Source organism: Pseudomonas sp. EL_65y_Pfl2_R96, from assembly GCF_963970905.1.
Taxonomy (GTDB): domain Bacteria; phylum Pseudomonadota; class Gammaproteobacteria; order Pseudomonadales; family Pseudomonadaceae; genus Aquipseudomonas.
This window is the reverse complement of the sequence record NZ_CAXAQH010000024.1, coordinates 40,781-67,556: the sequence shown is the minus strand read 5'-3', so window position 1 is coordinate 67,556 and position 26,776 is coordinate 40,781. Positions and strand designations below refer to the sequence as shown.

Below are 26,776 nucleotides of genomic sequence, written 5' to 3'. Positions count from 1 at the left end.
TTGACTTCCCGGGTTCTCCTCACGACTATAGGCGTCCCGCTGCCGCCAACCCGGCGCCAAAGGGCGCAATCCAGGCCTTACAAGCACCACGAAAGAAGGTGCGCCTGTATAAATGACGAATCACGCGCGTTACTCGCAGTAGTTTCCATAGCGCCTGTACTGAGGACTTTTTTCATGCCAGCCATCACCCTGACCACGCTCCAGAGCCTCAAGCAGAAAGGTGAAAAGATCACCATGCTGACCTGCTATGACGCGACCTTCGCCCACGCCTGCAATGAGGCCGGGGTCGAAGTGCTGCTGGTGGGCGACTCCCTTGGTATGGTCTTGCAAGGTCACGACAGCACCCTGCCGGTGACCACCGCTGAAATGGCCTACCACGTGGCGGCCGTCAAGCGCGGTAACACCGATGCCCTGATCCTCGCCGACCTGCCCTTCATGGCCTACGCCACCCTCGAACAGACCATGACCAACAGCGCGCTGTTGATGCAGGCCGGTGCGCACATGGTCAAGGTTGAAGGGGCACTGTGGCTCGCGGACTCGATCCGTCTGCTGGCCGAACGCGGCATCCCGGTGTGCGCACACATGGGGCTGACGCCGCAATCGGTCAACATCCTTGGTGGCTATAAAGTCCAGGGCCGCAACGAGAACCAGGCGCGGCAGATGCGTGCCGACGCAATTTCCCTGGAACAGGCCGGTGCGGCCATGTTGCTGCTCGAATGCGTGCCCAGCGAATTGGCCGAAGAAATCACTCAGGCGGTGGGTATCCCGGTGATCGGTATTGGCGCCGGCAATGGCACCGACGGCCAGGTGCTGGTGCTGCACGACATGCTGGGCTTGTCCATTACCGGCCGCGTGCCAAAATTCGTAAAAAACTTCATGACTGGCCAAAGCAGCATTCAGGCTGCCCTGAGCGCTTACGTCACTGAAGTCAAAGCGGCGACTTTCCCCGGCATCGAACACGGATTCTCTGCATGAACACCGTAAAAACCGTACGCGAACTGCGGGCCGCCGTGGCCCGTGCCCGTAGCGAAGGCAAGCGCATCGGCTTCGTGCCGACCATGGGCAACCTGCACAGCGGGCATATCGCACTGATTACCAAAGCCACCCAACGGGTGGATTTCGTGGTCGCGAGCATTTTCGTCAACCCGCTGCAATTCGGCGCCGGCGAAGACCTCGACAAGTACCCCCGGACCCTGGCCGCCGACCAGGAGAAACTGCTCCAGGCCGGTTGCCATCTGCTGTTCGCACCGACCGTCGAAGAAATGTACCCCGACGGCATGGCCGGTCAGACCCGCGTCAGCGTGCCTCAACTGTCCGAAGGCCTGTGCGGCGCCAGTCGTCCGGGGCATTTCGAAGGGGTGGCGACCGTGGTCAGCAAGCTGTTCAACATGGTCCAGCCGGACCTGGCGATCTTCGGCCAGAAAGACTTCCAGCAACTGGCGGTGATTCGCGCCCTGGTGCATGACCTGAACATGCCGATCCAGATCATTGGCGAACCCACCGTGCGTGCCGCTGACGGCTTGGCCCTGTCATCGCGCAATGGTTTTCTCAGCGAAGAACAGCGGGCCATCGCGCCCATGGTCTATCGCACCCTGACCCATATTGCCGACGCGATCAAACAGGGCGAGCGCGATTACCCGACGCTGATCAACGAGCAGATCAAGCAACTCGAAGCTGCCGGCCTGCGTCCGGATTATCTGGAAATTCGCCATGCACTGACGTTGCGTCCGGCGACGGCAGAAGATCGGGACCTGGTGATTCTGGTGGCGGCGTTCCTGGGCACGACGCGGTTAATCGACAACCTGCATCTGAACCTCGACGCTCCCGTATAAACACTACAAAACCACTGTGGGAGCAAGCCCGCTCCCATATTGGATCTGCGTCGTCTCCAGACTGTATTGCCGCCCACAAGCCCTTCGGGCAAACTGCCCCCCGTTCGATTCCGACCCGGGGAAACACTCATGCACGCCATCATGCTCAAGGCCAAGCTGCATCGCGCCGAAGTCACCCACGCTGTACTCGATTACGAAGGCTCTTGTGCCATCGACGGTGAATGGCTGGACCTGTCCGGCATCCGTGAGTACGAACAGATCCAGATTTACAACATCGATAACGGCGAACGCTTCACCACCTACGCGATTCGTGGTGAAGAAGGCTCGCGCATGATCTCGGTCAACGGTGCCGCAGCGCACAAAGCCAAGGTCGGCGACCGCGTGATCATCTGCGCTTACGCCCATTACAGCGAAGCCGAGCTACTGAACTTCAAGCCGCGCATGCTCTACATGGCACCGGGTAACGAGCTGAGCCACACCAGCAATGCCATTCCGGTTCAGGTCGCCTGATCGAGCCGACACCCCTGTCAGCCTTCCGTTTGTCGGACCGCTCCCGGTTTAAATGTTAAAAAAGTACCGGGAGCAGGTCAGACAAAGTCAAGACAGATTGCGGCGCGAGGTTTACTGTATTCGCCCTGCGCCAAAAATCGTGTCGACGTAGTTGACCGGACGCCCACCCGCGGCTCTCCGGGATTTTTCGTGTTCAAAAGGCCGTTCAAGTAAAAAGGAAAACCGCAGCGATGGCGTACTACCGCACTCCTCACGACGTTACCGCTCTGCCCGCCTGGCAAGCGCTGAATGACCACCGCCAAGCCATGCAGGATTTCAGCATGCGCGAAGCCTTTAATGCCGATCCGCAGCGCTTTACTCAATTCACCCTCAGCAGCTGCGGTCTGTTTCTCGATTACTCGAAGAACCTGATCAACGCCGAGACCCGCAATCTGCTGGTGGGCCTGGCCAACGAAGTCGACCTCAAGGGCGCGATCAAAGCGCTGTTCGATGGTGAAATCGTCAACTCTTCCGAAGGGCGCCCGGCACTGCACACCGCACTGCGCCGTCCGGTGGGCGACAAGCTGTCGGTCAACGGCGTCAACGTGATGCCCGACGTGCACAAGGTGCTGAACCAGATCACCGACCTCGTGGGCCGGATCCACGACGGTCTGTGGCGCGGTTACACCGAAAAGCCGATCACCGACGTGGTGAACATCGGCATCGGTGGCTCGTTCCTCGGCCCTGAGCTGGTGTCCGAAGCGTTGCTGTCCTACGCCCAGAAAGGCGTGCGCTGCCACTACCTGGCAAACATCGACGGCAGTGAGTTCCACGAACTGACCATGAAACTGCGCGCCGAAACCACGCTGTTCATCGTCTCGTCGAAATCCTTCAACACCCTCGAAACTCTGAAAAACGCCCAGGCCGCACGCGCCTGGTACCTGGCTCAGGGTGGTTCGGAAGCCGAGCTGTACCGTCACTTCATCGCCGTTTCCAGCAACAACGCGGCGGCTGTGGCGTTCGGTATCCGCGAAGAGAACATCTTCCCGATGTGGGACTGGGTCGGTGGGCGTTACTCGCTGTGGTCGGCCATCGGTCTGCCGATTGCACTGGCCATCGGCATGTCGAACTTCAAGGAACTGCTGTCCGGTGCCTACACCATGGACCAGCATTTCCAGAGCGCGCCATTCGAACAGAACATGCCGGTGCTGCTGGCGTTGCTCGGCGTCTGGTACGGCAATTTCTGGGGCGCGCAGAGCCACGCGATCCTGCCGTACGACCACTACCTGCGCAACATCACCAAGCACTTGCAACAGCTGGACATGGAATCCAACGGCAAGAGCGTACGCCAGGACGGCACGCCAGTGTCCACCGATACCGGCCCGGTGATCTGGGGCGGCGTCGGCTGCAACGGTCAGCACGCTTACCACCAGTTGCTGCACCAGGGCACCCAACTGATTCCGGCCGACTTCATTGTGCCGATCGTCAGCTTCAACCCGGTGTCCGACCACCACCAGTGGCTGTACGCCAACTGCCTGTCCCAAAGCCAGGCGTTGATGCTCGGCAAGAACCGCACCGAGGCAGAAGCCGAATTGCGCGACAAGGGCATGAGCGAAGAAGACGTACAGAAAATCGCACCGCACAAGGTGATCCCGGGCAACCGTCCGAGCAACACTCTGGTGGTCGAGCGCATCAGCCCGCGTCGTCTCGGCGCACTGGTGGCGATGTACGAACACAAAGTCTTCGTGCAAAGCGTGATCTGGGGCATCAATGCCTTCGATCAGTGGGGCGTGGAGCTGGGTAAAGAGCTGGGCAAAGGCGTCTACAACCGCCTGGTCGGCAGCGAAGAAACCCCGGCCGACGATGCCTCCACCCAAGGCCTGATCAACTACTTCCGCGGTCGTCACCGCGGGTGATCTGACACCCTCTCCCACAGGTCAGCACTGACCCTGTGGGAGCGGGCTTGCTCGCCCCCACATTGGTTCTATGTACACTTGAACTCAAAATTCACAGGGCGCATCTTTATTCTTGTCGCATAACAAGCATAAGGAACCGTCATGTTCGATATCAGCACGTTCCCCAAAGCCGATGCCGTCCGCCGGGCTGCACAGTTAAGTCAAGACGACTACAAACGCCTGTACCGCCAATCCATCGAACACCCCAGCACCTTCTGGGCCGAACAGGCCACACGCTTTCTCGACTGGAGCGCGCCGTGGCAAACCGTCCAGCGTTACGACCTTAAAACCGGTGAAGCGAGCTGGTTCGCCGGCGGAAAGTTAAACGTCAGTTACAACTGCATCGATCGTCATCTGGAAAAACGCGGCGATCAAATCGCGATCATCTGGGAAGGCGATGACCCCGCCGAATCCGACCGGATCACCTACAAAAAACTCCATCACAACGTCTGTCGACTGGCCAACGTGCTCAAAAGCCGTGGCGTGAAGAAAGGCGACCGCGTGTGCATCTACATGCCGATGATCCCCGAAGCCGCCTATGCCATGCTCGCCTGCGCGCGGATCGGCGCGATTCATTCGGTGGTGTTCGGCGGCTTCTCCCCGGACTCCCTGCGTGACCGGATCCTCGACGCCGACTGCCGCACGGTGATAACCGCCGACGAAGGCGTACGCGGCGGTAAATTCGTGCCGCTCAAACAGAACGTCGACAAGGCCCTGCAAAGTTGCCCCGACGTCAGCAGCGTAATCGTGGTCGAACGCAGCCAAAACCAGGTGAATTGGGTTGAAGGCCGCGACCTCTGGTATCACCAGGCCCTGCGCGACGTCGATGACCATTGCCCGCCCGAACCGATGGACGCCGAAGACCCGTTGTTCATCCTCTATACCTCCGGCAGCACCGGCAAACCCAAAGGCGTGCTGCACACCACTGGCGGCTACTTGCTGCAAGCCGCCATGACCTTCAAATACGTGCTCGACTATCGTGACGGTGAAGTCTTCTGGTGCACCGCCGATGTCGGCTGGGTCACCGGCCATAGCTACATCGTCTACGGGCCATTGGCCAACGGCGCGACTACGCTGATCTTCGAGGGCGTACCGAGCTACCCCAGCACCTCGCGCTTCTGGCAGGTGATCGACAAACACCACGTGAACATCTTCTACACCGCCCCCACCGCCCTGCGTGCGCTGATGCGTGAAGGTCCCGAGCCGTTGAAGGAAACCTCCCGCGAGAGCCTGCGATTACTCGGCACCGTCGGTGAGCCCATCAACCCTGAAGCCTGGGAGTGGTACTTCAATACGGTCGGCGAACAGCGCTGCCCGATTGTCGATACCTGGTGGCAGACCGAAACCGGCGGCATCATGCTCAGCCCGCTGGTCAGCGCCCAACGGATCAAACCCGGTTGCGCCACCCAACCGATGTTCGGCGTGCAACCGGTGTTGCTCGATGAACACGGCAAGGAAATCAAAGGCGCCGGCAGCGGCGTTCTGGCCATCAAGTCCAGCTGGCCGGCGCAGATCCGCAGCGTCTACGGCGACCCGAAACGCATGGTCGAAACCTACTTCAAGCCCTACCCCGGCTACTACTTCACCGGCGATGGCGCACGCCGCGACGAGGACGGCGACTACTGGATCACCGGGCGCATCGATGACGTCATCAACGTCTCCGGGCACCGTATTGGCACCGCCGAAGTGGAAAGCGCCCTGGTGCTGCACGACAGCATTGCCGAGGCCGCCGTGGTCGGTTACCCCCACGACATCAAAGGCCAGGGTATCTACGCCTTCGTCACGCCCATGAATGGCGTCGACCCCAACGATGATTTGAAGAAAGAACTGCTGGCCCACGTCAGCAAGGAGATCGGCAGCTTCGCCAAACCTGACTTGATCCAGTGGGCCCCGGCCCTGCCGAAAACCCGTTCGGGCAAGATCATGCGGCGGATTCTGCGCAAGATCGCCTGCAACGAACTGGACAGCCTGGGCGACACCTCGACACTCGCCGACCCGAGTGTGGTGCAAGGCCTGATCGACAAACGCCTGAACTCGTAAAGCCTTCGCGGCACAATCCCTGGCGGTGGCCAAGGACCTGGAATGGGACCTGAGCAAGGTCAACGGCGGTACCATCGCCCTGGGCCATCCGATCGGCGCCTCGGGTTGCCGGGTGCTGGTGACGTTGTTGCACGAAATGATCAAGCGTGACGCCAAGAAAGGTCTGGCCACCCTGTGCATCGGTGGTGGTCAGAGCGTTGCATTGGCCATCGAGCGCTAATCACGTCCCTGTGGGAGCGAGGCTTGCCCGCGAAAGCGGTGTGTCAGGCGAAATCAATGTTGATTGTGCCGCCGTCTTCGCGGACAAGCCTCGCTCCTACAGGTTCTTCATCGCCCAAACTGTTAAACTCCCGCGCCCCCAATTCCCTCCTGCAAGGCGCCCAGCATGTCTTCCTTGAATCAGGCGCTGTGCGCCGCCCTTGATCGTCGCCAAGACCTGCTCGCCGAGCTGCATCAGCAGGGCACCGATTGCTATCGCCTGTTCCACGGCAGCCAGGAAGGCGCCGGCGGCCTGACCGTCGACCGCTACGGCCCGCAACTGTTGGTGCAAAGTTTCCACCAGGCACTGGAGCGTGACGCCCTGCTGCAACTGCATGAGACCGTCAATCAGCAGCTGGGCCTCGACACCCTGCTGGTCTACAACGACCGTTCCCGCGGCAACTCGCGCATCGACCGCGAAGACACCGTCTACCGCGCCGACGACGCCGCCCTGCAAGAGTTGATCGGCCACGAATGGGGGCTCAACTACCGGGTTCGCGGGCGCCACGCCGGCCAGGACCCGTTGCTGTTTCTCGACCTGCGCAACACCCGCGGCTGGGTCAAGGCGCACAGTAAAAACAAAAGTGTGCTGAACCTGTTCGCCTACACCTGTGGCGTCGGCCTCAGTGCCGCGGCCGGGGGTGCCAGCGAGGTGTGCAACCTGGACTTTGCCGAAGGCAATCTGGCGGTCGGTCGTGAGAACGGCCTGCTCAACCCGCAATTACCGACCATGGAATTCATCCAGTCCGATTACTTCCCGGCGATCCGCCAACTGGCGGGCCTGCCCATCAGCCAGCGTCGCGGGCAGAAACTGCCGAGCTATCAACGTCTGGATCAGCGTCAGTACGATCTGGTGCTGCTCGATCCACCCGCCTGGGCCAAGAGTGCCTTCGGTACGGTCGACCTGTTGCGCGACTACCAGAGCCTGCTCAAACCGGCGCTGCTGGCCACCGCCGACAACGGCGTGCTGATCTGCTGCAACAACCTGGCGAAGGTCAGCATGGACGATTGGCGTGAACAGGTTTTACGCTGCGCAGAGAAGTCTGGTCGTCCGGTTCGCGAGTGGACAGTGATGAAACCGGGCGGCGATTTCCCCTCGATGGATCAACAGCCGCCGCTGAAAACGCTGATCCTGCAGCTCTGAAAATCCCGCCCATAGCCAGACAATTCCTATAAAGCATGATTGCTTCGGAACCGCAAACGCATGCCATACTCCAAGGCACTCCGATTCCGACAGATGAAACCGCACATGCCCAAAGGATTGATTCGCGCTATCGGCGCCCTGTTGACTGCACTGGCTCTTTATAGCCTGCTGGGTTTTCTGATTTTGCCGGGCATCGCGTTGCGGGTTGTCAACCAACAACTGGCCAACTACGCCGCGACGCCCGCCACGATTTCGCGGATCGAACTCAACCCGTTCACCCTTGAAGTCACCCTTTGGGGCCTGGTCGTCGGCGAGCCGGGCAAGGAACAAGTGGGCTTCGAACGCCTGTACGCGAACCTGCAGATCGACAGCCTCTGGACCAAGGCGCTGCACCTGTCCGATATCGAGCTGGACAAACCCAAGACCGAAATCCTCTTCGGCAAGGACGGCAAACTCAACCTGCTCGGGCTGTTCAAAATCCCCGCCAGCGAACCGGCCCCGGTCGACCCGAACGCCAGACCATTCCCGCTGCGCGTGGAGCGGATCAAACTGGCCGGCGGCTCCGTACATTTCGAGGATGCACGGCCCAGCGAACCCATCGAATTCATCTACGACAAACTCGATTTCGAACTGAAAAACCTCAGCACCCTGCCCGAAGACAGCGCCGACATGACATTGGTCGCCGTTGGCCCGGCAGGTGGACAGATCGACTGGACCGGTAACTTCAGCCTGATCCCGATCGCCTCCGAAGGTAAGCTGAAAATCACCGATGGCAAGATGAAATCCTTCTGGCCCTATGTGCGCGATGCTGTGCCGCTGGTCCTGGAAAACGGTGTCCTGAACCTGAGCACCGACTACAAACTCAACCTGTCCAAGGGAACCGAACTGCTACTGAACAACGTCGCCGTCAGCGTCGCGCCTTTCGCCATCAAGGCGCCGGACGGCCGACCGCTGGCGAAGCTCGAACGGCTGGACATCAGCGAAACCACCGTGGATCTGGCCAAACAGCAAGTGGTGGTCGGCAAGATTCGCAGCCAGAAACTGGAAACCTGGGCCGCCCTCGAAGCGGATGGGCAACTCGACTGGCAAAAACTGTTCGCCAGTCAACCGTCCAAACCGGCCGCCAAAGCCAACGCCGAACCCGCCAGCACACCAGCGGCAGCCGATTCACCGAAGCCTGAACCGACCGCGCCAAGCAAGCCCTGGCAAGTGCTGCTCAAAGACGTGCAACTGCGCAATTATCAGGTGCACCTGACCGACCGTAAGGCGCAACCCACCGTGGCGCTGGAGCTCGGACCGCTGAACCTGGACCTGCAAAATTTCGACAGCCTCAATGGCTCTCCTTTCAACCTCAAGCTCGACACGGGCGTGGGCAAGCAAGGCAAGCTCACCGCGGACGGCGTGGTCGATCTGGCCCCGATCAGCGCCAGACTGAACGTGCAGACCAAGGACATCGACCTGCGCGTCGCCCAGTCCTACATCACCCCCTTCATTCGCCTCGAACTGCGCAGCGGCATGCTCGGTAGCGATTTGGCGGTCGACCTGAAAAGCACCGAGCCACTGGCGTTCAGCGTCACCGGCCGCGCCCAGGTCGATCAACTGCATACCCTCGACACCCTGAAAACCCGAGACTTCCTCAAGTGGCAGCAGCTGGTGCTCGAAGGCCTGAACTATCAGCATGGCGACAGCCTGTCGATCGACAAGGTCAATCTGTTCCAGCCCTATGCGCGCTTCATGATCAACGATGACCGCACCACCAACATCGATGACCTGCTGATCCCGCAACCGGCGGACTCCGGCGCCACAACGACCACAACCGCCGCAACCAAACCGGCGGCCGGAAAAGAAAAACCGCTGGGCATCCACATTGGCAGCATCGCCATCAATGACGGTTCGGCGAACTTCGCCGACTTCAGCCTGACCCCGAACTTCGCCACAGCCGTTCAACAGCTGAACGGGAAGATCGGCACCATCGACAGCCGGCAGGCAAAACCGGCCAGCGTCGACGTCAAAGGCAAGGTCGACCGCTATGCGCCGGTGACCATCAAGGGGTCGGTCAACCCGTTCGACCCGATGGCCAGCCTGGACATCGCCACCAGTTTCAAACGGGTGGAACTGACGACCCTGACGCCCTACTCCGGCAAGTTCGCCGGCTACCGCATCCGTAAGGGCCGGCTTAATCTGGATCTGCATTACCGGATCACCAACGGCCAGCTCCTGGCCGAAAACAAAGTGGTGGTCGAACAGCTGCAACTCGGTGAAAAAGTCGACAGTCCGGATGCCGTAAGCCTGCCGCTGAAACTGGCGATTGCCTTGCTCAAGGATGTCGACGGCAAGATTTCCATCGAGCTGCCGGTGAGCGGCGACCTGAACAACCCGCAGTTCAGCATCATGCCGATCATCTGGCAGACCCTGCGCAATCTGATCGTGAAGGCGGCCGCGGCGCCGTTCAAAATGATCGGCGGGCTGGTCAGCGGCGGTGGTTCAGAGGACCTGGGTACCGTGGCGTTTGCTCCGGGTTCAAGCGACTTGAGCAAGGAAGCCGAAGCGACACTGATCAAACTGTCCCAAGCGCTCAAGGAGCGTCCGGCCCTGCGTCTGGAAATCGAAGGCACCGCCGCCAAGAGCAGCGACGGCCCGCTGCTCGCCGAGCAACGCCTGGAACGGGAATACCAGTACAACTACTACAAAATGCTCCAGCGCCGCGGAGACAAAGTGCCGGCCCAGGCCTCATTGCTGAACGTGCCGGACAACGAGAAAAGCCCACTGCTTGAAGGGATCTACCGCACGCGTCTCAAAATCCAGCCACCCGCCGAATGGAAGGACCTGGGCAAGGAAGAGCGCAGCAAAAAAATGCGTGAAAGCGTGATCGACTTCTGGAGCTCCAGCGAGGTGCTGTTGCGCCAACTGGGGCAAGAGCGGGCCAGCAGCATCAAGGACTACCTGGTGGACAAAGGGCAGTTGGCCGATGACCGCGTGTACTTCATCGACGCCAACCTCGGTGAGCCCGAAAGCGATGGCCGCGTGGTGACGGCCATGCACCTGGATGCCGAGTGATGGGCGCGCGCTGGCTTCTGAATCTGGCCTTGATGCTGGCCGCCGGCCAAGCCGTTGCGGCCGATACCCTGCGCTGCGGCAGCCAGCTGATCAGCGTCGGGGACAGGTCCAGTGAAGTGTTGCAAAAATGCGGAGAGCCTGTCGCCCGTGACCTGCTTGGCTACAAGCGCAGCGCCAATCGACGGGAAGAGTTTCAGGTCGAGGAATGGACCTACGGACCCAACAGCGGGATGTACCAGTACCTGCGCTTTGAAGGCAACCGGTTGGTGCAAATCACCAGCAAACGCGGTAATTGAACCCGCCACAATTCAATGTGGGTACCAGTCAAAGTGGGAGCGGGCTTGCTCCCAATAGAACAGGCCCCGACACGAATGTCGGGGCCTGTAATGGCCACGTCCCTGTGGCCGTTCGCATGAACTCTCAAAAAGCGACAAGCGTATGACTCGGCCCGCCTGCCGCGTCTTCTCCCGGTCCAGGCGAGAAGCCTTGCCTTACTCGGCTTTCAGGCCGTCAGCGGATACCGCTTTGACGCCTTTGATTTTCTTGGCGATGGCCACGGCGGTTGCTTTCTGAGCGTCAGTCACCGCAACGGTGGACGACAGTGACACTACGCCTTTGTTGGTTTCGACTTTGATGTCGGTGCCCGGGATGCCTTTTTCGGTCACCAGGTCTGCTTTGACTTTGGTCGTTATCCAGGTATCGGAAGTAGCTTCTTTGGCTTTGGTCACTTCACCGGCAGCCAGCACCATAGGGGACTGGGTGGTCTGGATGGTCTGTGCAAATGCAGCGTTGGCCATGGTCAGGGTCAGCGCGGTAGCAGTAGCGGCAGCAATAGCGAACTTCTTCATACGAGTAACTCCTGTTCTTCTGGAAAGTCTGCTGCGTGTCTTGTCAGCAGGGTTAACAGGGATATTGCGAACGCTGTGCCAACTGAGAAAATAAAACCAAACACTTAAAAATCAATAACTTAATAAAAATGATAATTTCCGGAGTCATGCAAAATGCATGACTTCGAGTTTATCGACATGCAACTTGCGGGTTTTAACGCAGGCCTAACGCAATGAATTGCCGGGGATTTTCCTGATTATCCGAATCGCCCTCAAATGACCCACAAAAAAAATGCCCCGCGTCGTGAGAAGCGGGGCATTGGCTATGCCTGGCAATATGGATCAGGCGCCGGTGCAACCTTTAGGCGCGTATTCCTGTAGAGCCGTGGTGGCGCATGTCCAGCCACCGGTGAGCGTACGCGAGAGCGTAATGGTTTTGCTGAGCACCGGCCCTGGAGCATTGAGGATCGTGCAACCAATACTGCCCACACCGGTAGAGGAAGTACCCGATGCCGTAATCGTGCAATTACCTGTGGTCGCCGTACCGCCGATCAGCGCGAGGGTAGGATCGGTGCCTTGATTGATAATGTCTTCGAAAGGCACCTTCAGTGCCGAGATTTCTGCAAGCGCCGCAGTGACCTTCGCCCGCGCTTGATACTTCGAATACTGCGGCAACGCAAACGTCGCCAGAATCCCGATGATCGCCACGACGATCAGCAGTTCGATCAAGGTAAAACCATTTTGATTTTTCATAGACAGGCTCCATGCATGAGTCGAAATCTCATGATCTGAACAAGGCACAGCACAGCCCATGCCAACCGCCCCTCCCCCCTGCTGACGGGGCGCGAGATCAACGCCAAGACCTTTCCTATCCCCATAATCCGCACTATCTGACACTTTTTGTCACCTTACCCCGGCGGGTTTGGTTCCACTGCTTGACTAGGCTATAAGTCATTAACCGTCTGCGTCCGGAATCCCAATGAATGACATCGCCCTTAGCGGTCTGGCCAAGCAATTGGTACTGGCCGAGCTGATCACTGACCAAAGTGCGCAACAGGCGTATCAGCAAGCCCAACGCAGTCGAATCTCCTTCGTCAGCTATCTGGTGCAGAACAAACTGCTGAAAAGCTGGCAGGTCGCCGAAGTCGCTTCAGATCATTTCGGCATGGCCCTGCTGGACCTCAATTGCCTGGACAAGGAAACCCAACCCCGTGGGCTGGTCAGCGAAAAGCTGATCCGTCAGCACCACGCCCTGCCTCTCTGGCGGCGTGGCAACAAGCTGTTCGTGGGGATTTCCGACCCGACCAATCACCAGGCCATCAATGACATCCAGTTCAGCACCGGGCTGAGCACCGAAGCCATCCTGGTGGAGGAAGACAAGCTCAATGATGCCATCGAGAAATTCTTCGACAACCACTCCACCGGCCTGGAAGACATGGCCGATGTCGACCTCGACGGCCTGGACATCGAGTCGGTCGATGACCAGAAACAGGATTCCATCGCAGGGCAAGATACCGATGACGCGCCCGTGGTGCGCTTCGTCCACAAGATGTTGCTCGATGCGATCAAGAGCGGTTCTTCCGACCTGCATTTCGAGCCCTACGAAAAAACCTACCGCGTGCGGATGCGCACCGATGGCATCCTGCATGAGGTCGCCAAGCCACCGACACAACTGGCCAATCGCATCGCTTCCCGGCTGAAAGTCATGGCCAGCCTCGACATATCCGAACGGCGCAAACCCCAGGACGGGCGAATCAAGATGCGCTTGTCCAAAAGCAAGTCCATCGACTTCCGGGTCAACACCCTGCCGACCCTGTGGGGCGAGAAAGTGGTGATCCGGATCCTCGACCCATCCAGTGCCCAAATGGGCATCGACGCCCTCGGCTATGAGCCCGACCAGAAAGACCTGTACATGGCCGCCCTCAAGCAGCCACAGGGGATGATCCTGGTGACCGGCCCCACCGGCTCAGGCAAGACCGTGTCGCTCTATACCGGTCTGAACATCCTCAACACCGTCGACATCAACATCTCCACTGCCGAAGACCCGGTAGAAATCAATATGGAAGGCATCAACCAGGTCAACGTCAATCCCAGGCAGGGAATGGATTTCGCCCAGGCGCTGCGCTCGTTTCTGCGCCAGGACCCGGACGTGATCATGGTCGGTGAAATTCGCGACCTCGAAACCGCCGAAATCGCCATCAAGGCCGCCCAAACCGGGCACATGGTGCTTTCCACCCTGCACACCAACAGCGCTTCGCAAACCCTGACCCGCCTGCACAACATGGGGATTCAGGGCTTCAACATCGCGACCTCGGTCAGCCTGATCATCGCCCAGCGCCTGGCGCGCAAACTGTGCAGTCATTGCAAGAAACCCATCGAAATTCCCCGCGAGGCGCTGCTCAAGGAAGGCTTCCCCGAGGAACGCATCGGCTCGTTCACGATCTATGAACCGGTCGGTTGCGATCAGTGCAACAACGGTTACAAAGGGCGAGTAGGCATTTATGAAGTGGTCAAGAACACACCGGATTTGCAACGGCTGATCATGGCCGAAGGCAACTCACTGGAAATCGACCTCCAGATGCGCAAGGACGGCTTCAACGACCTGCGCACTTCGGGCCTGCTCAAGGCCATGCAAGGCATCACCAGCCTTGAAGAAATCAACCGGGTCACCAAGGACTGAATATGGCGGTCAAAGCAGCGAAAATCAGCGTGTATGCCTGGGAAGGCACGGATCGCAAAGGCGCGAAAATGACCGGCGAGTTGACCGGGCAAAATCCCGCGCTGATCAAGGCCCAGTTGCGCAAGCAGGGCATCAACCCGGGCAAGGTGCGGAAAAAGTCCGCGTCCATTTTCAGTGCCGGCAAACGCATCAAGCCCCTGGACATTGCCCTGTTTACCCGGCAGATGGCGACCATGATGAAAGCCGGCGTACCGCTGCTGCAATCGTTCGATATCATCGGCGAAGGCTTCGATAACCCGAACATGCGCAAGCTGGTGGACGAGGTGAAACAGGAAGTCGCGGCCGGCAACAGCTTCGCCGCGGCCCTGCGTAAAAAGCCCCAGTATTTCGATGAGCTGTACTGCAACCTGGTGGACGCCGGCGAGCAGGCCGGTGCCCTGGATACCCTGCTGGAACGGGTGGCGACCTACAAGGAAAAGAGCGAAAGCCTCAAGGCCAAGATCAAGAAAGCCATGACCTACCCGCTGGCCGTGGTGTTCGTCGCGATCATTGTGACCGGCATTCTGCTGGTCAAGGTTGTACCGCAGTTCGAGTCGGTGTTCTCAGGATTTGGCGCCGAGCTGCCGGCGTTCACCGTAATGGTCATCGGCTTGTCGGAGTTCATGCAGGACTGGTGGTGGATGTTGCTCGGCGTGCTGGGTGCGGGGATCTTCGGCGTGCGCCACGCCTTCAAGAATTCCCCAGGCTTTCGCGACCGGATGGACACCTGGTTGCTGAAACTGCCGTTGGTTGGCGCGCTCATGTACAAGTCCGCCGTGGCCCGTTACGCCCGCACCCTGTCGACGACGTTCGCAGCCGGCGTGCCACTGGTCGAAGCCCTTGAGTCAGTGGCGGGCGCGACCGGCAACATCGTGTTCAAGCGAGCGGTGTTACGCATCAAACAGGACGTTTCAACCGGCATGCAGCTGAATTTTGCCATGCGCACCTCCGGCATCTTTCCGACCATGGCGATCCAGATGACGGCCATTGGCGAAGAGTCCGGCGCGCTGGACGACATGCTCGACAAGGTCGCGAGTTTCTACGAGGCCGAGGTGGACAACATGGTCGATAACCTGACCAGCCTGATGGAGCCGTTCATCATGGTGGTGCTGGGGGTTATCGTCGGCGGGCTGGTGGTTGCAATGTACCTGCCCATCTTCCAACTCGGCTCAGCGATCTGATATGTCCTTGAACGAATTTCTGAGCTTCAACCCGCTGGCCTTCGTGATTACCGCAGGGGGGATCGGCCTGCTGATCGGCAGCTTTCTCAACGTGGTGGTCTGGCGCCTGCCGAAAATGCTTGAGCGTGAATGGCGCCTGCAGGCCCATGACGTACTGGATTTGCCAGCCGAACCCCCAGGCCCTGCTTACAACCTGATACTGCCTCACTCCGAGTGCCCCCACTGCGGCCATCGGATTCGCGCGTGGGAAAACATTCCCGTACTCAGTTATCTGTTTTTACGTGGGCGATGTTCGAACTGCGCGGCGCCGATCAGTAAACGTTATCCGCTGACCGAACTGGCCTGCAGTGTGCTGTCGGCATTCGTCGCCTGGCATTTCGGTTTCGGTTGGCAGGCTTGTATGGTGCTGATCCTGAGCTGGGGCCTGTTGGCGATGAGCCTGATCGACGCCGAACACCAGCTGTTGCCGGACGTGCTGGTGCTGCCGTTGATATGGCTGGGGTTGATCGTCAACAGCTTCGGGCTCTTCGTGTCACTGCATGACGCGCTCTGGGGCGCGGTGGCCGGCTACATGGCGCTGTGGACGGTGTTCTGGCTGTTCAAGCTGATCACCGGCAAGGACGGCATCGGCTACGGTGACTTCAAGCTCTTGGCGATGCTCGGCGCCTGGGGCGGCTGGCAAATCCTGCCGCTGACCATCCTGCTGTCATCGCTGCTGGGCGCCATCATCGGGGTGATTTTGCTGCGCCTGCGGGATGCGAAAACCTCGACTCCGCTGCCCTTTGGTCCCTATCTGGCCATTGCCGGCTGGATTGCCTTGCTCTGGGGTGGTCAAATAACCGGCTTCTATTGGCAGTTTGTCGGTTTGAAATGAATACCCCTGTGGAAAAACCCTGGATTCTCGGCCTGACCGGCGGCATCGGCAGCGGCAAAAGCGCGGCCGCCCAGCACTTCATCGATCTGGGCGTGCACGTGGTGGACGCCGATCATGCGGCTCGCTGGGTGGTCGAACCCGGTCGCCCGGCACTGGCCAGGATCGCCGAGCACTTCGGCCCCGGCGTGTTGCTAGCCGACGGCCAACTGGATCGTGCCGCCCTGCGCAAGCTGATCTTCGAAGTGCCGGATGAACGCCGCTGGCTCGAAGCGCTGCTGCATCCGTTGATCGCCGAGGAAATCGCCCATCATCTGGCCAAGGCACAATCGCCTTACGCGATTCTGGTTTCGCCGCTGCTGATCGAGTCCGGGCAGTACGCCATGACCCAACGGGTCCTGGTGATCGATGCTCCGGAACAGCTACAGATCGAACGCACCCTGCAGCGTGATCAGACCAGCGAACAGCAGGTCCAGGCGATCCTCAAGGCTCAGTCCAGCCGACAGGACCGCGTGAGCCATGCCGACGATGTGGTGGTCAACGACCGCGACCTCGCCTGGCTGCACAGCGAGGTCGAACGCCTGCATCACTTTTACCTTACTTTGCGTGGAGGCCAGTCATGAGCCAAACCCCGACCGTCGATTGCCCAACCTGCGGCGCCCCTGTCGAATGGAGCCCCGAGAACAAGTTCCGGCCGTTCTGTTCGGACCGTTGCAAACTGATCGATCTGGGCGCCTGGGCGTCGGAAGAACACAAGATCCCGGTGAGCCCGGATGCCGAAGACGAACTGTTCAGCGAAGACTTCGACCCGCGTCACTGATCCGGCCATCAAGGCCGCATAAAGCCATAGTCCTGACCCTCGTCGAGGTTTTCGGCAAGAAACCGCAACTCATCGGCCAGGTCTTCGACATTGCGTACCGCCTTGCTCTGCTGCACCACCGCACTGAGCAAGGCGCGCAGGCTCAATCCCGGGTCGAAACCCACCTCTTGTGCCAGATCCAGACTCTGACGCAACTCCTGCCTGGCCCACTCATACACACTCATGCCGATGCTCCTGAAGGTTTTCCGAAGCATGGATTCGTCAACGCTTTTTGGATTTGATGTGGATCAAGATTTGGGATCGTCATCTTTCCAGGGCGCCGATAGATAGCGCGTGCGATTGAATGTCTCCAGCCACTCGGGGCAGAAAACCACCAACGCGCTGATCACCATGCCGTTGATAAACGCCTCCGGAAAAATCAGCAGCCACAGGTAACCGACAAAGTCTTCCAGCCAGTACGGCATGGCGAATCGCTCGTCGTACCACAGCAGCGTGAGTGTCAGGATCAGGCACAACAAGGCCGACAGCGCAGCGGCAAAAAAACCGGAACAGAAGATATACACAAAGGGATTACGCGGCTGTGCGCGCTCCACCAGGATTGCGCAGCACTCGGTGACCAGCACCGGCAGCAGAATCAGCAGCGAGCCGTTGACCCCCATGGCCGCCATGTCCTGGCGCCCGAGCAGCACCAATCCCGCTTGCGCGACCAACCCGCCGACAATCGCCAACGGCCAATCCAGCAGCAACGTCACCGCCGTCATGCCGATGAAGTGATAGGACACGCCGGTATCAAAGTCCCGTCGCACCAGCCAAAGCATGAACAATGCGAACACCGTGCCGAACAACAGATGCTGACGGCGGCTATCGCTGAACAATTCAACCCAAGGCGCTCGACAGACAGCCCAGATCACTACCGGCACGTAAATCAGCCAGCCAACTGTAAGGCTTTGCGATGACAGCAGTTCGGCGCCAATCATGGGCAAGCCTTTTCCGGCGCCTGGGCCCACATAAGCGCAAGACTGAGCAGCAACACTGTTCTATATTTCACGCGTCTCTCCCTTCGTCGTAGCTCCCAGTCTATACCGACGATTCTGCCTGGCCGTGTCGCGCGTCTACCCGGCGAATAGAGAATCCGAGGGAACGAAAAAAGTTACGCAAACTTTACGAGACAAAACGACAAGCCGATCGATACTGCGCGGCGCTAACAAGACAGGCGTTATTTATGTCCATTGCGGTACTGCGGCTTATCGGTTTCATCCTGGGTATTTTTTTGATCACACTGGCAGTGAGCATGGCGATACCGATGCTCACTCTGGTGATCTATGAACGCAACGATGATATGTCGGCCTTTCTGTGGTCGAGCCTGATCACAGCGGTGTCCGGGCTGCTGTTGATCAACAAGGGCCGTCCTGAGGACGCTCAGTTGCGTCCCCGCGATATGTACATGCTGACCACTGCCAGTTGGGTAGTCGTCTGCATGTTCGCCGCATTGCCCATGGTCCTGATCCAGCACATCAGCTACACCGACGCGTTTTTTGAAACGATGTCCGGCATCACCACCACCGGATCGACCATCCTGACCGGTCTGGACACCGCCTCGCCCGGATTGCTGATCTGGCGTTCAATGCTGCATTGGCTGGGTGGCATCGGCTTCATCGGCATGGCCGTGGCCATCCTGCCGCTATTGCGGGTCGGGGGCATGCGGCTGTTTCAGACTGAATCATCCGACTGGTCGGAGAAGGTCACACCACGCTCCCACGTCGCTGCCAAATATATTCTTGGGCTGTATATCGGGCTTACCGCTCTTTCCACACTGGCCCTGTGGATAGCAGGGATGACGCCGTTCGAAGCCATCAACCATGCAATGTCGTTGATTTCCACGGGAGGATTTTCCACCTCCGATTCTTCTCTGGCGCACTGGACGCAACCGGCCATCCATTGGGTGTCGGTGGTTGTCATGATTCTGGGCAGCCTGCCTTTTACGCTGTATGTGGGCACGTTGCGCGGGAATAGATACGCCCTGCTCAAAGATCACCAGGTACGCGGGTTCATTGGCTTTTTGCTCATCACCTCGCTGCTGGTCGGAACCTGGTTGTGCTTGCACAGCGAGTACGGCTGGTGGGAGGCGTTTAGGATCGTGGCGGTCAACGTGACGTCAGTGGTCACGACGACCGGCGTGGCGCTGGGGGATTACACGTTATGGGGCAGTTTCTCCGTGTTGCTGTTCTTTTACCTGACCTTTGTCGGCGGCTGCTCCGGCTCCACCGCTGGCGGGCTTAAAATCTTCCGTTTTCAAGTGGCTGGCGCACTGCTCATGGGCAGCCTGAAACAACTGATCCATCCTCGAGCCATCATCCGGAAAAAATACAACAATCACCCCATCGACGAGGATATCGCCCGTTCGCTCCTGACGTTTTCTTTCTTTTTCACCATCACCATCGGGGCGATCGCCATGGGGTTGGCGCTCATCGGCCTGGACTGGACCACGGCATTGAGTGGCGCGGCCACCGCCGTCTGCAACGTGGGGCCTGGCGTTGGTTCGATCATTGGTCCGGCAGGCAACTTCTCGACACTGCCTGATGCCGCCAAATGGCTGCTGACCGTCGGCATGCTGCTGGGAAGACTGGAGATCCTCACCGTTCTGGTGCTGTTCATCCCGGTTTTCTGGAAATACTAGTTGCAACAACCAATGGTGATTTATTGCCTAGACTCCTCTTGTCCACCGTGCAAAGCGTTTCAGACATGAACGGCACGAGAACTAAAACAAGAGGAACATCTAAATGCTCAAATCATTGTGGAGCGCGGCCATCTGCACACTCGCCCTGGGTGCGTCGAGCCTGACACTGGCGGCTGATCCAGTCGTTATCAAGTTTTCTCACGTGGTCGCCGAACAAACGCCTAAAGGCCAAGGCGCCCTGCTGTTCAAGAAACTCGTCGAAGAGCGTCTGCCCGGCAAAGTCAAGGTAGAGGTTTATCCAAACTCTTCGCTGTTCGGTGACGGCAAGGAAATGGAGGCGCTGCTGTCGGGCGACGTGCAGATGATTGCGCCGTCGTTGGCCAAGTTTGAGCAATACACACCCAAGCTGCAATTGTTCGATCTGCCGTTTCTGTTCAACGATATCTCGGCAGTTGACCGCTTCCAGCGAAGCCCTGACGGCCAGGGGCTTCTCAAGGCCATGGAAAGCAAGAACATCACCGGCCTGGCCTATTGGCATAACGGCATGAAGCAGTTGTCCGCCAACAAGGCGCTGCGTAAACCGGGCGATGCTCGCGGTTTGAAATTTCGTGTGCAGGCTTCGGCCGTGCTCGAAGAGCAATTCAAGGCGGTGCGCGCCAACCCTCGCAAAATGAGCTTCGCCGAGGTGTATCAGGGCTTGCAGACCGGCGTCGTCAATGGCGCGGAAAACCCTTACTCGAATATCTACAGCCAGAAAATGCACGAAGTGCAGAAGTTCATCACTGAATCCGACCATGGCTTGCTCGATTACATGTTGATCACCAACACCAAGTTCTGGACTGGCCTGCCACCGGATATAAAAACCGAACTGGACAAGATCATCGCCGAGGTCACCACTCAGGTGAACAAGGATGCGGAAAAACTGAATCAGGATGCCAAACAGAACATCATCAACGCCAAAACCACTGAAATCATCACGCTGACCCCGGAGCAACGTGGCGAATGGCGCGAAGCAATGAAACCGGTCTGGAAGAAGTTCGAAGGTGATATCGGTGCCGACCTGATCAAGGCCGCCGAAGCTGCCAACCAGGCCCAGTAATCTGCCGTCGGGCGCCGCCCGAAAGGGTGGCCCCTGTTTCATCGTCGTCACTCGATCGGGAGATGCCACTCATGAATGCCTTGCGGCGCATCTGGGACCACTTCGAAGAAGGTTTTATCGTCTTCCTGCTGGCGGCAATGACGCTGGTCACGTTCGTTTACGTCATCCTTAACAACCTCTATAGCGTTTTCTACAGCCTCGCCGAGCAGTGGCAGAGCGCCAGCGAACCCTTGTTCGCCATTGGCGACAGCATCATGGGGATGGCCCAGGCTATGACATGGAGCATATCGCTGACCAAAGCCTTGTTCGCCTGGCTGATCTTTTTTGGCTTGTCCTACGGCGTGCGCACGGCCGGCCATATCGGTGTCGATGCCTTGGTGAAACTGGCCAGCAAACCGGTTCAGCGAATCATTGGCATCATTGCCTGCCTCTGCAGCCTGGCCTATGCGGGCCTGCTCAGCGTCGCCAGTTTCGAATGGATTCAAACGCTGTTCATCGCCGGCATCGGTGCCGAGGACCTCGGTCATTACGGCATCATGCAATGGCACATCGGGCTAATTGTGCCGGTGGGTTTTGCCTTGGTGTTCATCCGCTTTGCCGAGATCCTGGTGCGCATCGTGCAAAACCGTCAAACGGGCCTGGGCCTGGCCGACGAGGCCGCGGAGGTGATGAAACTGACCGAACATGAGGATGACAAGAAATGACTATTCTTTTTCTCTTTGTTGCCCTGTTCGTGCTGATGTTTATCGGTGTACCGATCGCCATTTCCCTGGGCCTGGCCGGTTCGCTGACGATCATCTTTTTCAGCCCTGACTCCGTGCGCTCACTGGCCATCAAGCTGTTCGAGACCTCCGAGCACTACACGTTGCTGGCCATTCCGTTCTTTTTGCTGGCCGGTGCCTTCATGACCACGGGCGGCGTGGCGCGGCGCTTGATCGACTTTGCCAACGCGTGCGTGGGCCATATTCGCGGCGGTCTGGCCATCGCGGCGGTGCTGGCGTGCATGCTGTTCGCCGCGTTGTCCGGCTCAAGCCCTGCGACGGTAGCCGCGGTGGGTTCCATCGCCATTGCGGGGATGGTCCGCTCCGGTTATCCACAGGCGTTCGGTGCCGGTATTGTGTGCAACGCCGGCACGCTGGGGATTCTTATTCCTCCTTCCATCGTGATGGTGGTGTATGCCGCGGCGACGGAAACCTCGGTCGGCAAGCTGTTCATGGCCGGCGTCGTGCCTGGGCTGCTGCTGGGTACGGTACTGATGGTGGCCATCTACATCGTTGCCGTCAGGAAAAATCTGCCCGCCATGCCACGGGCGACCGTTCGTGAATGGTTGAGTGCGGCACGCAAGGCCATTTGGGGCCTGTTGCTGATGGTCATCATTCTGGGCGGCATCTACAGCGGAATGTTCACCCCGACCGAGGCGGCGGCCGTGGCAGCGGTCTACGCGGCATTCGTTGCGCTGTTCGTCTACAAGGACATGTCGCTCCGTGAAACACCGAAGGTGCTGCTCGAATCCGCCAAGCTGAGCATCATGCTGATGTTCATCATCGCCAACGCCATGCTCTTCGCTCATGTACTGACCACCGAGCAATTACCTCAACAAATCACCGCTTGGGTCATCGGCGCGGGCCTGACACCGATAACATTCCTGCTCGTGGTGAACATCGTATTGTTGGTGGCGGGGGCGTTTATGGAGCCCTCGGCAATCATCCTGATCCTGGCGCCGATCCTGTTTCCGATTGCCACCCAGTTGGGGATCGACCCGATTCACCTGGGGATCATCATGGTGGTGAACCTGGAGATCGGACTGATTACACCGCCCGTAGGCCTGAACCTGTTTGTCACGTCGGCGGTGACCGGCATGTCACTGACCGCCACCATCCGTGCAGCCATGCCTTGGCTGATTATCCTGCTCCTGTTCCTGATATTGATTACCTATGTACCGTGGATCTCTCTGGTTCTGCCGAACTCGCTGGGGATGACGTAAACGAGAGGTCAGGCCCAATGCCGCGGATCGTTCATCACCGCGTCATGTTCGGCGAACAGCTTGGGTAATTCGGCCTTGAGAAAGGCCACCCAGGTCCGGACCTTGGCATCGAGAAAACGCCGCGACGGATACAACGCATACACATTGCGTTGACGGGGACGCCAGGCTGGCAGCAGGCGCAGTAACGTGCCGTCACTCAAGGGGCGCGTCGCGGTGTAGAACGGAATCAGGCTGATGCCCATGCCGGCCTCTGACACCTTGACCATCGACTCGGCGACGTTGCATTGAAAGGTCTTGGCCGGGCTGACGGCGTACTCGCCATGCTCGTCCTGGAACACCCATTGATCGCTGTACAACGGGTCGAGCATGCGCAGGCACTGATGATCGTTCAGTGCCTGCGGTGTGTCCGGCACGCCCCGCCGTTGCAGGTACTCCGGAGAGGCGCAGGGCACGCTGTAGGTCTGCCCGATAGCCTGAGCGACCAATTGCGAATCGGCCAGTTCGTGGGCAATCGAAATCACCACATCATGCCCGTCCTCCATTGGATCGGGATTGCGTTGCGACAGCGTCAGCTCGAACACCACATCGGGGTAAAGCTCGCTGTAACGGGCGATCAACGGCGTGATCAACACGCCCAGACCATTCATGCTATGTACCCGCAACCGTCCACTGGGTTTGAGATGGGCGCCACGCGCTTCGGCCGTTGCCTCCTCCATGTCTTCGAGTATATGCCGGCTGCGCAGCAAGAACCGTTCACCGGCCTCGGTCAGGCTCAGCCTGCGCGTGGTGCGTTGCAGCAAGCGGGCTTGCACATGCTGCTCCAGATCCGCCACCAATCGCGACACTTGCGCGGTCGACAGGTCCAACGCATCGGCAGCGGCGGTAAAACTTGCGCTGTCCACCACGCGGACGAACACCCGCAAGTTATTGAGCAGATCCATAAGCCCTCCAGGGGCGGTGACTGTTACGTTTCATGTAAGGCTGCATCAGGCGTTGGTCCCTTTATCGGTCGCTGCCGAAGCCTAGAATTGAGTCATCGGAATCAACACGGAGTACGGAAATATGAAAACCTTGATCAGCCTGTTTCTGACCCTCGCCGCCACCTCCGCCCTGGCCGCCGGCAACGAGCCCGCCGCCACCTCGTACAACCCGGCGCAGCCGCTGGACATCGCCAAGGTGGTTTCCGTGACGAACACCGCAACCGCCTGCGGGGTTGTGCCTGCGACCATGGAGTATGTCGATCATCAGGGCCAGAGCCATCGCGTGACGTATGAGGTTATGGGTAACTGCACCACGGATCTGTGATCACGGGCTCATAACAGCTTCCACGTGTAGCTGAGGATCAGGCGGTTTTCGTCGATATCGCTGCGGTAGTTAGAACGCGCCATGACGTTGCGCACGCGGATCCCGAGGCCTTTGAGACTGCCGCTCTGCAGCACATAGCCGATATCCAGATCGCGCTCACGGTCCTTGCCTTCAAAGCCCTTGCCGGTGTCGACGTTATTACCGGTGATGTAGCGCACAGTGCTGGTCAGCCCTGGCATGCCGAGGGCCGCAAAATCGTAGTCGTAGCGCGCCTGCCAGGAGCGTTCGTCGGTGTAGGCAAACTCGTAGGTCGGCACTTCATTGCCCAGTGGCGAGATGTTGGCAAACACTCGCGGGAAGGCGCTGTCGCCGAACATGCCCTGATAGCCGACATAAAACGTGTGGCCGCCGCGCTTGGCCGACAGCAAGGAGAAGAACGCCTGGTTGTCGATATTGCCCAGCAACTTTCTGCCGTCTTCACGCGAATCGTAATAGCCAAGGTTGGCGCCCAAGGTCCAGTCGCCCAACGGCTGGCTGTGCTTGAAGCCGAGAAAGCGCTGGTTGTAGATATCTTCCAGTTGCCCGAACCAGGCGCTGACCGAACTGCGTTTGTCATTGAAGGCGTAATCGGCGCCGGCAAAGTTGAAGCCATCGCTGCTGACCTGTCGCTGCGGTACATGACCGAGCATGGCTTGCATCTTTTCGTCGCCGGCCTCGTTGCGCAGGCTGGTCGAGTTCAAGTGGCCGCCTTGCAAGGTCAGACCATTGATCTCGTTCGAGCTGATGCTTGCGCCCTGATAGCTCGGCGGCAGCAGACGGATATCACTGAAGGCCAACACCGGCAGGTTGGGTTGCAGCTCACCCACCTTCAATTCGGCCTTGGAGTAACGCACCTTCAGCGCGCCCTCCAGACGACTGTATTCATTCACCGCGCGTCCATCACCGCGCACCGGCAACAAACCGGTATTGACCCGGTCCGGGCTGCTGTCGAGCTTGAGGCCAAGCAGGCCGATGACATCCACACCAAAACCGACGGGGCCCTGGGTATAACCGGATTTGACGTTGAGGATGAAGCCTTGCGCCCACTCTTCGGCCTTCGACTGTTGATTGGCCCCGACGATGTCCGAGAAGTCCCGACTGAAGTAATAGTTACGCGCCTGCAAGGTGGCCGTGGTGTCTTCGATGAAGCCGCCCTCGGCGGCCACCGCACCGGCGGAGAAACTCGAGACGACAGCCATGGACAACACTGAACCGGTTGCTGAAAGAATCTGTTTCATCGTTTTTTCTCTTATTTTTATTGATCGACAGGTTGAAGTGCTTCAGTCGCAGCGGTTTCGCTGCGTGGGACGGGACGGCGGGCGCTTAACAGCACGTGCGTGACCATGCCGAAAATCAGTCCCCAAAAAGCGGCGGACAAACCCAACAGCGACATGCCCGACGCGGTGGAGAGAAAGGTCACCAGCGCGGATTCGCGATCACTCGGCACGGCCATTGCGCCGGCCAACGCCCCGGCAATCGCCGCGAACAGCGCCAGCCCGGCCAGGGCTGCGATCAGCTCCTTGGGGAACGCCGAAAACAACGAAACCAGCGTGGCACCGAAGATCCCCAGCACCAGGTAACACAGCCCGCCCACGACCCCGGCCACATAGCGTTTGCCCGGATCTTCATGGGCCTCGCGACCGGTACAGATGGCCGCGGTGATCGCCGCCAGATTCAGCCCATGGCAACCGAACGGGGCCAACAGCGCAGTGCCCAACGCGCTACTGGCGATGATCGGGCTCGCCGGCGTCGGGTAGCCGCTGGCGCGCAGCACTGCCATGCCAGGCACAAACTGGCCGGTCAGCGCCACCATCACCAGCGGCAAGGCGATATTCAGGGTCGCACTCAGGCTGAATTCGGGGGTGATCCACGCGGGCGTGGCCAAACCGATTACCAGCGCTTCGCTGTGTAAATCACCGGTGAACGCGGCGATGGAACAGCCCACCAGCAGCACCATCAACACCGCGTAACGTGGCATCGCTCGCTTGCAGATCAGGTACGTGGCAAACATCGCCAGCACCAGCAACGGCTTGTGTTGCATGGACACGAACAACCCGGTGCCGAAGCTGAACAGAATCCCCGCCAGCATCGCCGCCGCAATCGCCGCGGGCAGTTTGCCGATGATCCGGTCAAACGCCCCCGACACGCCGACCAGGAAAATAATCAGGCTGCTGACCAGATAAGCGCCCACCGCCTCCGGCATGGAGATTCCCGGCAACAGGGCCACCAGCAATGCCGAGCCCGGCGCCGACCACGCGATGATCACCGGGACGCGGTAACGCAGGCTCAAACCAATGCCGAGCACGGCGCTGCCGATGGAAATCGCCCAAACCCAGGACGACAACACGTCCCGCGAGAGCTGCGCGGTCTCGGCGGCCTGAAAGATGATCACCAACGGGCCTGCGTAGGAAATCACCGTGGCGATGAATCCGGCGACGGCAGCAGACAGGGAGAAGTCCTGGAATAGAGCCTTCATGAC

25 protein-coding genes and 1 pseudogene are annotated in these 26,776 nt (G+C 59.3%); 19 read left to right on the top strand and 7 right to left on the bottom strand.

All coding sequences use genetic code 11. From position 1 onward, the window contains the following. The first annotated feature begins 174 nt into the window (after window positions 1–174). From panB to AACY49_RS21730, 9 genes and pseudogenes are all read left to right on the top strand, one after another. Entirely contained in the window at window positions 175–975 is an 801-nt protein-coding gene (panB, locus tag AACY49_RS21770; protein ID WP_339526320.1) for a 3-methyl-2-oxobutanoate hydroxymethyltransferase, read from the top strand. Beyond that, window positions 972–1,832, top strand: coding sequence for a pantoate--beta-alanine ligase (gene panC, locus AACY49_RS21765; protein ID WP_339526318.1), 861 nt, complete (start codon window positions 972–974; stop codon window positions 1,830–1,832). The genes panB and panC overlap by 4 nt, the downstream gene beginning before the upstream one ends. Window positions 1,833–1,961: 129 nt before the next feature. After that, window positions 1,962–2,342: an aspartate 1-decarboxylase gene (gene panD, locus AACY49_RS21760; protein ID WP_008153310.1), complete on the top strand. Its 381-nt coding sequence runs from the start codon at window positions 1,962–1,964 to the stop codon at window positions 2,340–2,342. A 230-nt stretch (window positions 2,343–2,572) separates the two neighbouring features. Next, window positions 2,573–4,237: a glucose-6-phosphate isomerase gene (gene pgi, locus AACY49_RS21755; RefSeq protein WP_258699047.1), complete on the top strand. Its 1,665-nt coding sequence runs from the start codon at window positions 2,573–2,575 to the stop codon at window positions 4,235–4,237. Window positions 4,238–4,378: 141 nt separating this feature from the next. Continuing rightward, window positions 4,379–6,316 carry an acetate--CoA ligase gene (acs, locus tag AACY49_RS21750; RefSeq protein ID WP_339526316.1) on the top strand — a complete coding sequence of 646 codons (1,938 nt, stop codon included), beginning with the start codon at window positions 4,379–4,381 and terminating at the stop codon, window positions 6,314–6,316. Next, window positions 6,315–6,536 (top strand): annotated as a pseudogene (locus AACY49_RS21745) (acetyl-CoA C-acetyltransferase); the annotation flags it as partial. The gene acs and the pseudogene AACY49_RS21745, both read left to right, overlap by 2 nt. A gap of 165 nt (window positions 6,537–6,701) precedes the next feature. Next, on the top strand, window positions 6,702–7,718 hold the full coding sequence (locus AACY49_RS21740) for a class I SAM-dependent rRNA methyltransferase (RefSeq protein WP_339526314.1): 1,017 nt from the start codon (window positions 6,702–6,704) through the stop codon (window positions 7,716–7,718). Between the two features lie 60 nt (window positions 7,719–7,778). After that, the gene (locus AACY49_RS21735; RefSeq protein ID WP_339526312.1) at window positions 7,779–10,775 is read left to right on the top strand and encodes a DUF748 domain-containing protein; all 2,997 of its coding nucleotides are present in this window, start codon (window positions 7,779–7,781) and stop codon (window positions 10,773–10,775) included. Continuing rightward, window positions 10,775–11,071, top strand: coding sequence for a DUF2845 domain-containing protein (locus AACY49_RS21730; RefSeq protein WP_258699043.1), 297 nt, complete (start codon window positions 10,775–10,777; stop codon window positions 11,069–11,071). The genes AACY49_RS21735 and AACY49_RS21730 overlap by 1 nt, the downstream gene beginning before the upstream one ends. A 195-nt stretch (window positions 11,072–11,266) precedes the next feature. Here the strand turns inward: AACY49_RS21730 and AACY49_RS21725 are convergent, their stop codons facing one another. Further along, window positions 11,267–11,623, bottom strand: coding sequence for a BON domain-containing protein (locus tag AACY49_RS21725; RefSeq protein ID WP_258699042.1), 357 nt, complete (start codon window positions 11,621–11,623; stop codon window positions 11,267–11,269). 321 nt (window positions 11,624–11,944) lie between these two features. Continuing rightward, window positions 11,945–12,355, bottom strand: coding sequence for a pilin (locus AACY49_RS21720; RefSeq protein WP_320393280.1), 411 nt, complete (start codon window positions 12,353–12,355; stop codon window positions 11,945–11,947). 226 nt (window positions 12,356–12,581) lie between these two features. On the opposite strand from AACY49_RS21720, the gene pilB reads away from it, so the two are divergent. From pilB to yacG, 5 genes are read left to right on the top strand one after another with little or no spacing between them, the layout of a single operon-like run. Next, window positions 12,582–14,282 (top strand): type IV-A pilus assembly ATPase PilB, encoded by a 1,701-nt coding sequence (pilB, locus tag AACY49_RS21715; RefSeq protein ID WP_258699040.1) that lies wholly within the window; start codon window positions 12,582–12,584, stop codon window positions 14,280–14,282. Window positions 14,283–14,284: 2 nt separating this feature from the next. Beyond that, on the top strand, window positions 14,285–15,502 hold the full coding sequence (locus tag AACY49_RS21710; RefSeq protein ID WP_339526309.1) for a type II secretion system F family protein: 1,218 nt from the start codon (window positions 14,285–14,287) through the stop codon (window positions 15,500–15,502). 1 nt (window position 15,503) lies between these two features. Then, entirely contained in the window at window positions 15,504–16,376 is an 873-nt protein-coding gene (locus AACY49_RS21705) for a prepilin peptidase (protein WP_339526308.1), read from the top strand. Then, complete coding sequence (gene coaE / locus AACY49_RS21700; protein ID WP_320393276.1) at window positions 16,373–16,996, top strand: dephospho-CoA kinase; 624 nt, start codon at window positions 16,373–16,375, stop codon at window positions 16,994–16,996. The genes AACY49_RS21705 and coaE overlap by 4 nt, the downstream gene beginning before the upstream one ends. Next, window positions 16,993–17,193 carry a DNA gyrase inhibitor YacG gene (yacG, locus tag AACY49_RS21695; protein ID WP_030130376.1) on the top strand — a complete coding sequence of 67 codons (201 nt, stop codon included), beginning with the start codon at window positions 16,993–16,995 and terminating at the stop codon, window positions 17,191–17,193. Before coaE ends, yacG begins: the two co-directional genes overlap by 4 nt. 8 nt (window positions 17,194–17,201) lie before the next feature. On the opposite strand, the gene AACY49_RS21690 is transcribed toward yacG, so the two are convergent. Beyond that, window positions 17,202–17,417: a hypothetical protein gene (locus AACY49_RS21690; RefSeq protein WP_258699036.1), complete on the bottom strand. Its 216-nt coding sequence runs from the start codon at window positions 17,415–17,417 to the stop codon at window positions 17,202–17,204. A gap of 63 nt (window positions 17,418–17,480) precedes the next feature. Beyond that, a complete protein-coding gene (locus tag AACY49_RS21685) occupies window positions 17,481–18,170 on the bottom strand; it encodes an energy-coupling factor ABC transporter permease (RefSeq protein WP_339526306.1) in 690 nt (229 codons plus the stop codon). Between the two features lie 245 nt (window positions 18,171–18,415). On the opposite strand from AACY49_RS21685, the gene AACY49_RS21680 reads away from it, so the two are divergent. From AACY49_RS21680 to dctM, 4 genes are all read left to right on the top strand, one after another. After that, entirely contained in the window at window positions 18,416–19,870 is a 1,455-nt protein-coding gene (locus tag AACY49_RS21680; protein WP_258699034.1) for a TrkH family potassium uptake protein, read from the top strand. A gap of 103 nt (window positions 19,871–19,973) precedes the next feature. After that, complete coding sequence (locus AACY49_RS21675; RefSeq protein ID WP_258699033.1) at window positions 19,974–20,969, top strand: TRAP transporter substrate-binding protein; 996 nt, start codon at window positions 19,974–19,976, stop codon at window positions 20,967–20,969. 71 nt (window positions 20,970–21,040) lie between these two features. Continuing rightward, the gene (locus AACY49_RS21670) at window positions 21,041–21,673 is read left to right on the top strand and encodes a TRAP transporter small permease (protein WP_339526305.1); all 633 of its coding nucleotides are present in this window, start codon (window positions 21,041–21,043) and stop codon (window positions 21,671–21,673) included. Beyond that, a complete protein-coding gene (gene dctM / locus AACY49_RS21665) occupies window positions 21,670–22,953 on the top strand; it encodes a C4-dicarboxylate TRAP transporter large permease protein DctM (protein WP_339526303.1) in 1,284 nt (427 codons plus the stop codon). Before AACY49_RS21670 ends, dctM begins: the two co-directional genes overlap by 4 nt. An 8-nt stretch (window positions 22,954–22,961) precedes the next feature. Here the strand turns inward: dctM and AACY49_RS21660 are convergent, their stop codons facing one another. Then, a complete protein-coding gene (locus tag AACY49_RS21660) occupies window positions 22,962–23,894 on the bottom strand; it encodes a LysR family transcriptional regulator (RefSeq protein ID WP_339526301.1) in 933 nt (310 codons plus the stop codon). 121 nt (window positions 23,895–24,015) lie between these two features. On the opposite strand from AACY49_RS21660, the gene AACY49_RS21655 reads away from it, so the two are divergent. After that, window positions 24,016–24,258 carry a DUF2790 domain-containing protein gene (locus AACY49_RS21655; protein ID WP_339526299.1) on the top strand — a complete coding sequence of 81 codons (243 nt, stop codon included), beginning with the start codon at window positions 24,016–24,018 and terminating at the stop codon, window positions 24,256–24,258. Between the two features lie 8 nt (window positions 24,259–24,266). Here the strand turns inward: AACY49_RS21655 and AACY49_RS21650 are convergent, their stop codons facing one another. Then, complete coding sequence (locus tag AACY49_RS21650; RefSeq protein WP_339526297.1) at window positions 24,267–25,535, bottom strand: OprD family porin; 1,269 nt, start codon at window positions 25,533–25,535, stop codon at window positions 24,267–24,269. A 17-nt stretch (window positions 25,536–25,552) separates the two neighbouring features. Further along, a complete protein-coding gene (locus AACY49_RS21645; RefSeq protein ID WP_258699028.1) occupies window positions 25,553–26,773 on the bottom strand; it encodes a benzoate/H(+) symporter BenE family transporter in 1,221 nt (406 codons plus the stop codon). Window positions 26,774–26,776: the final 3 nt, after the last annotated feature.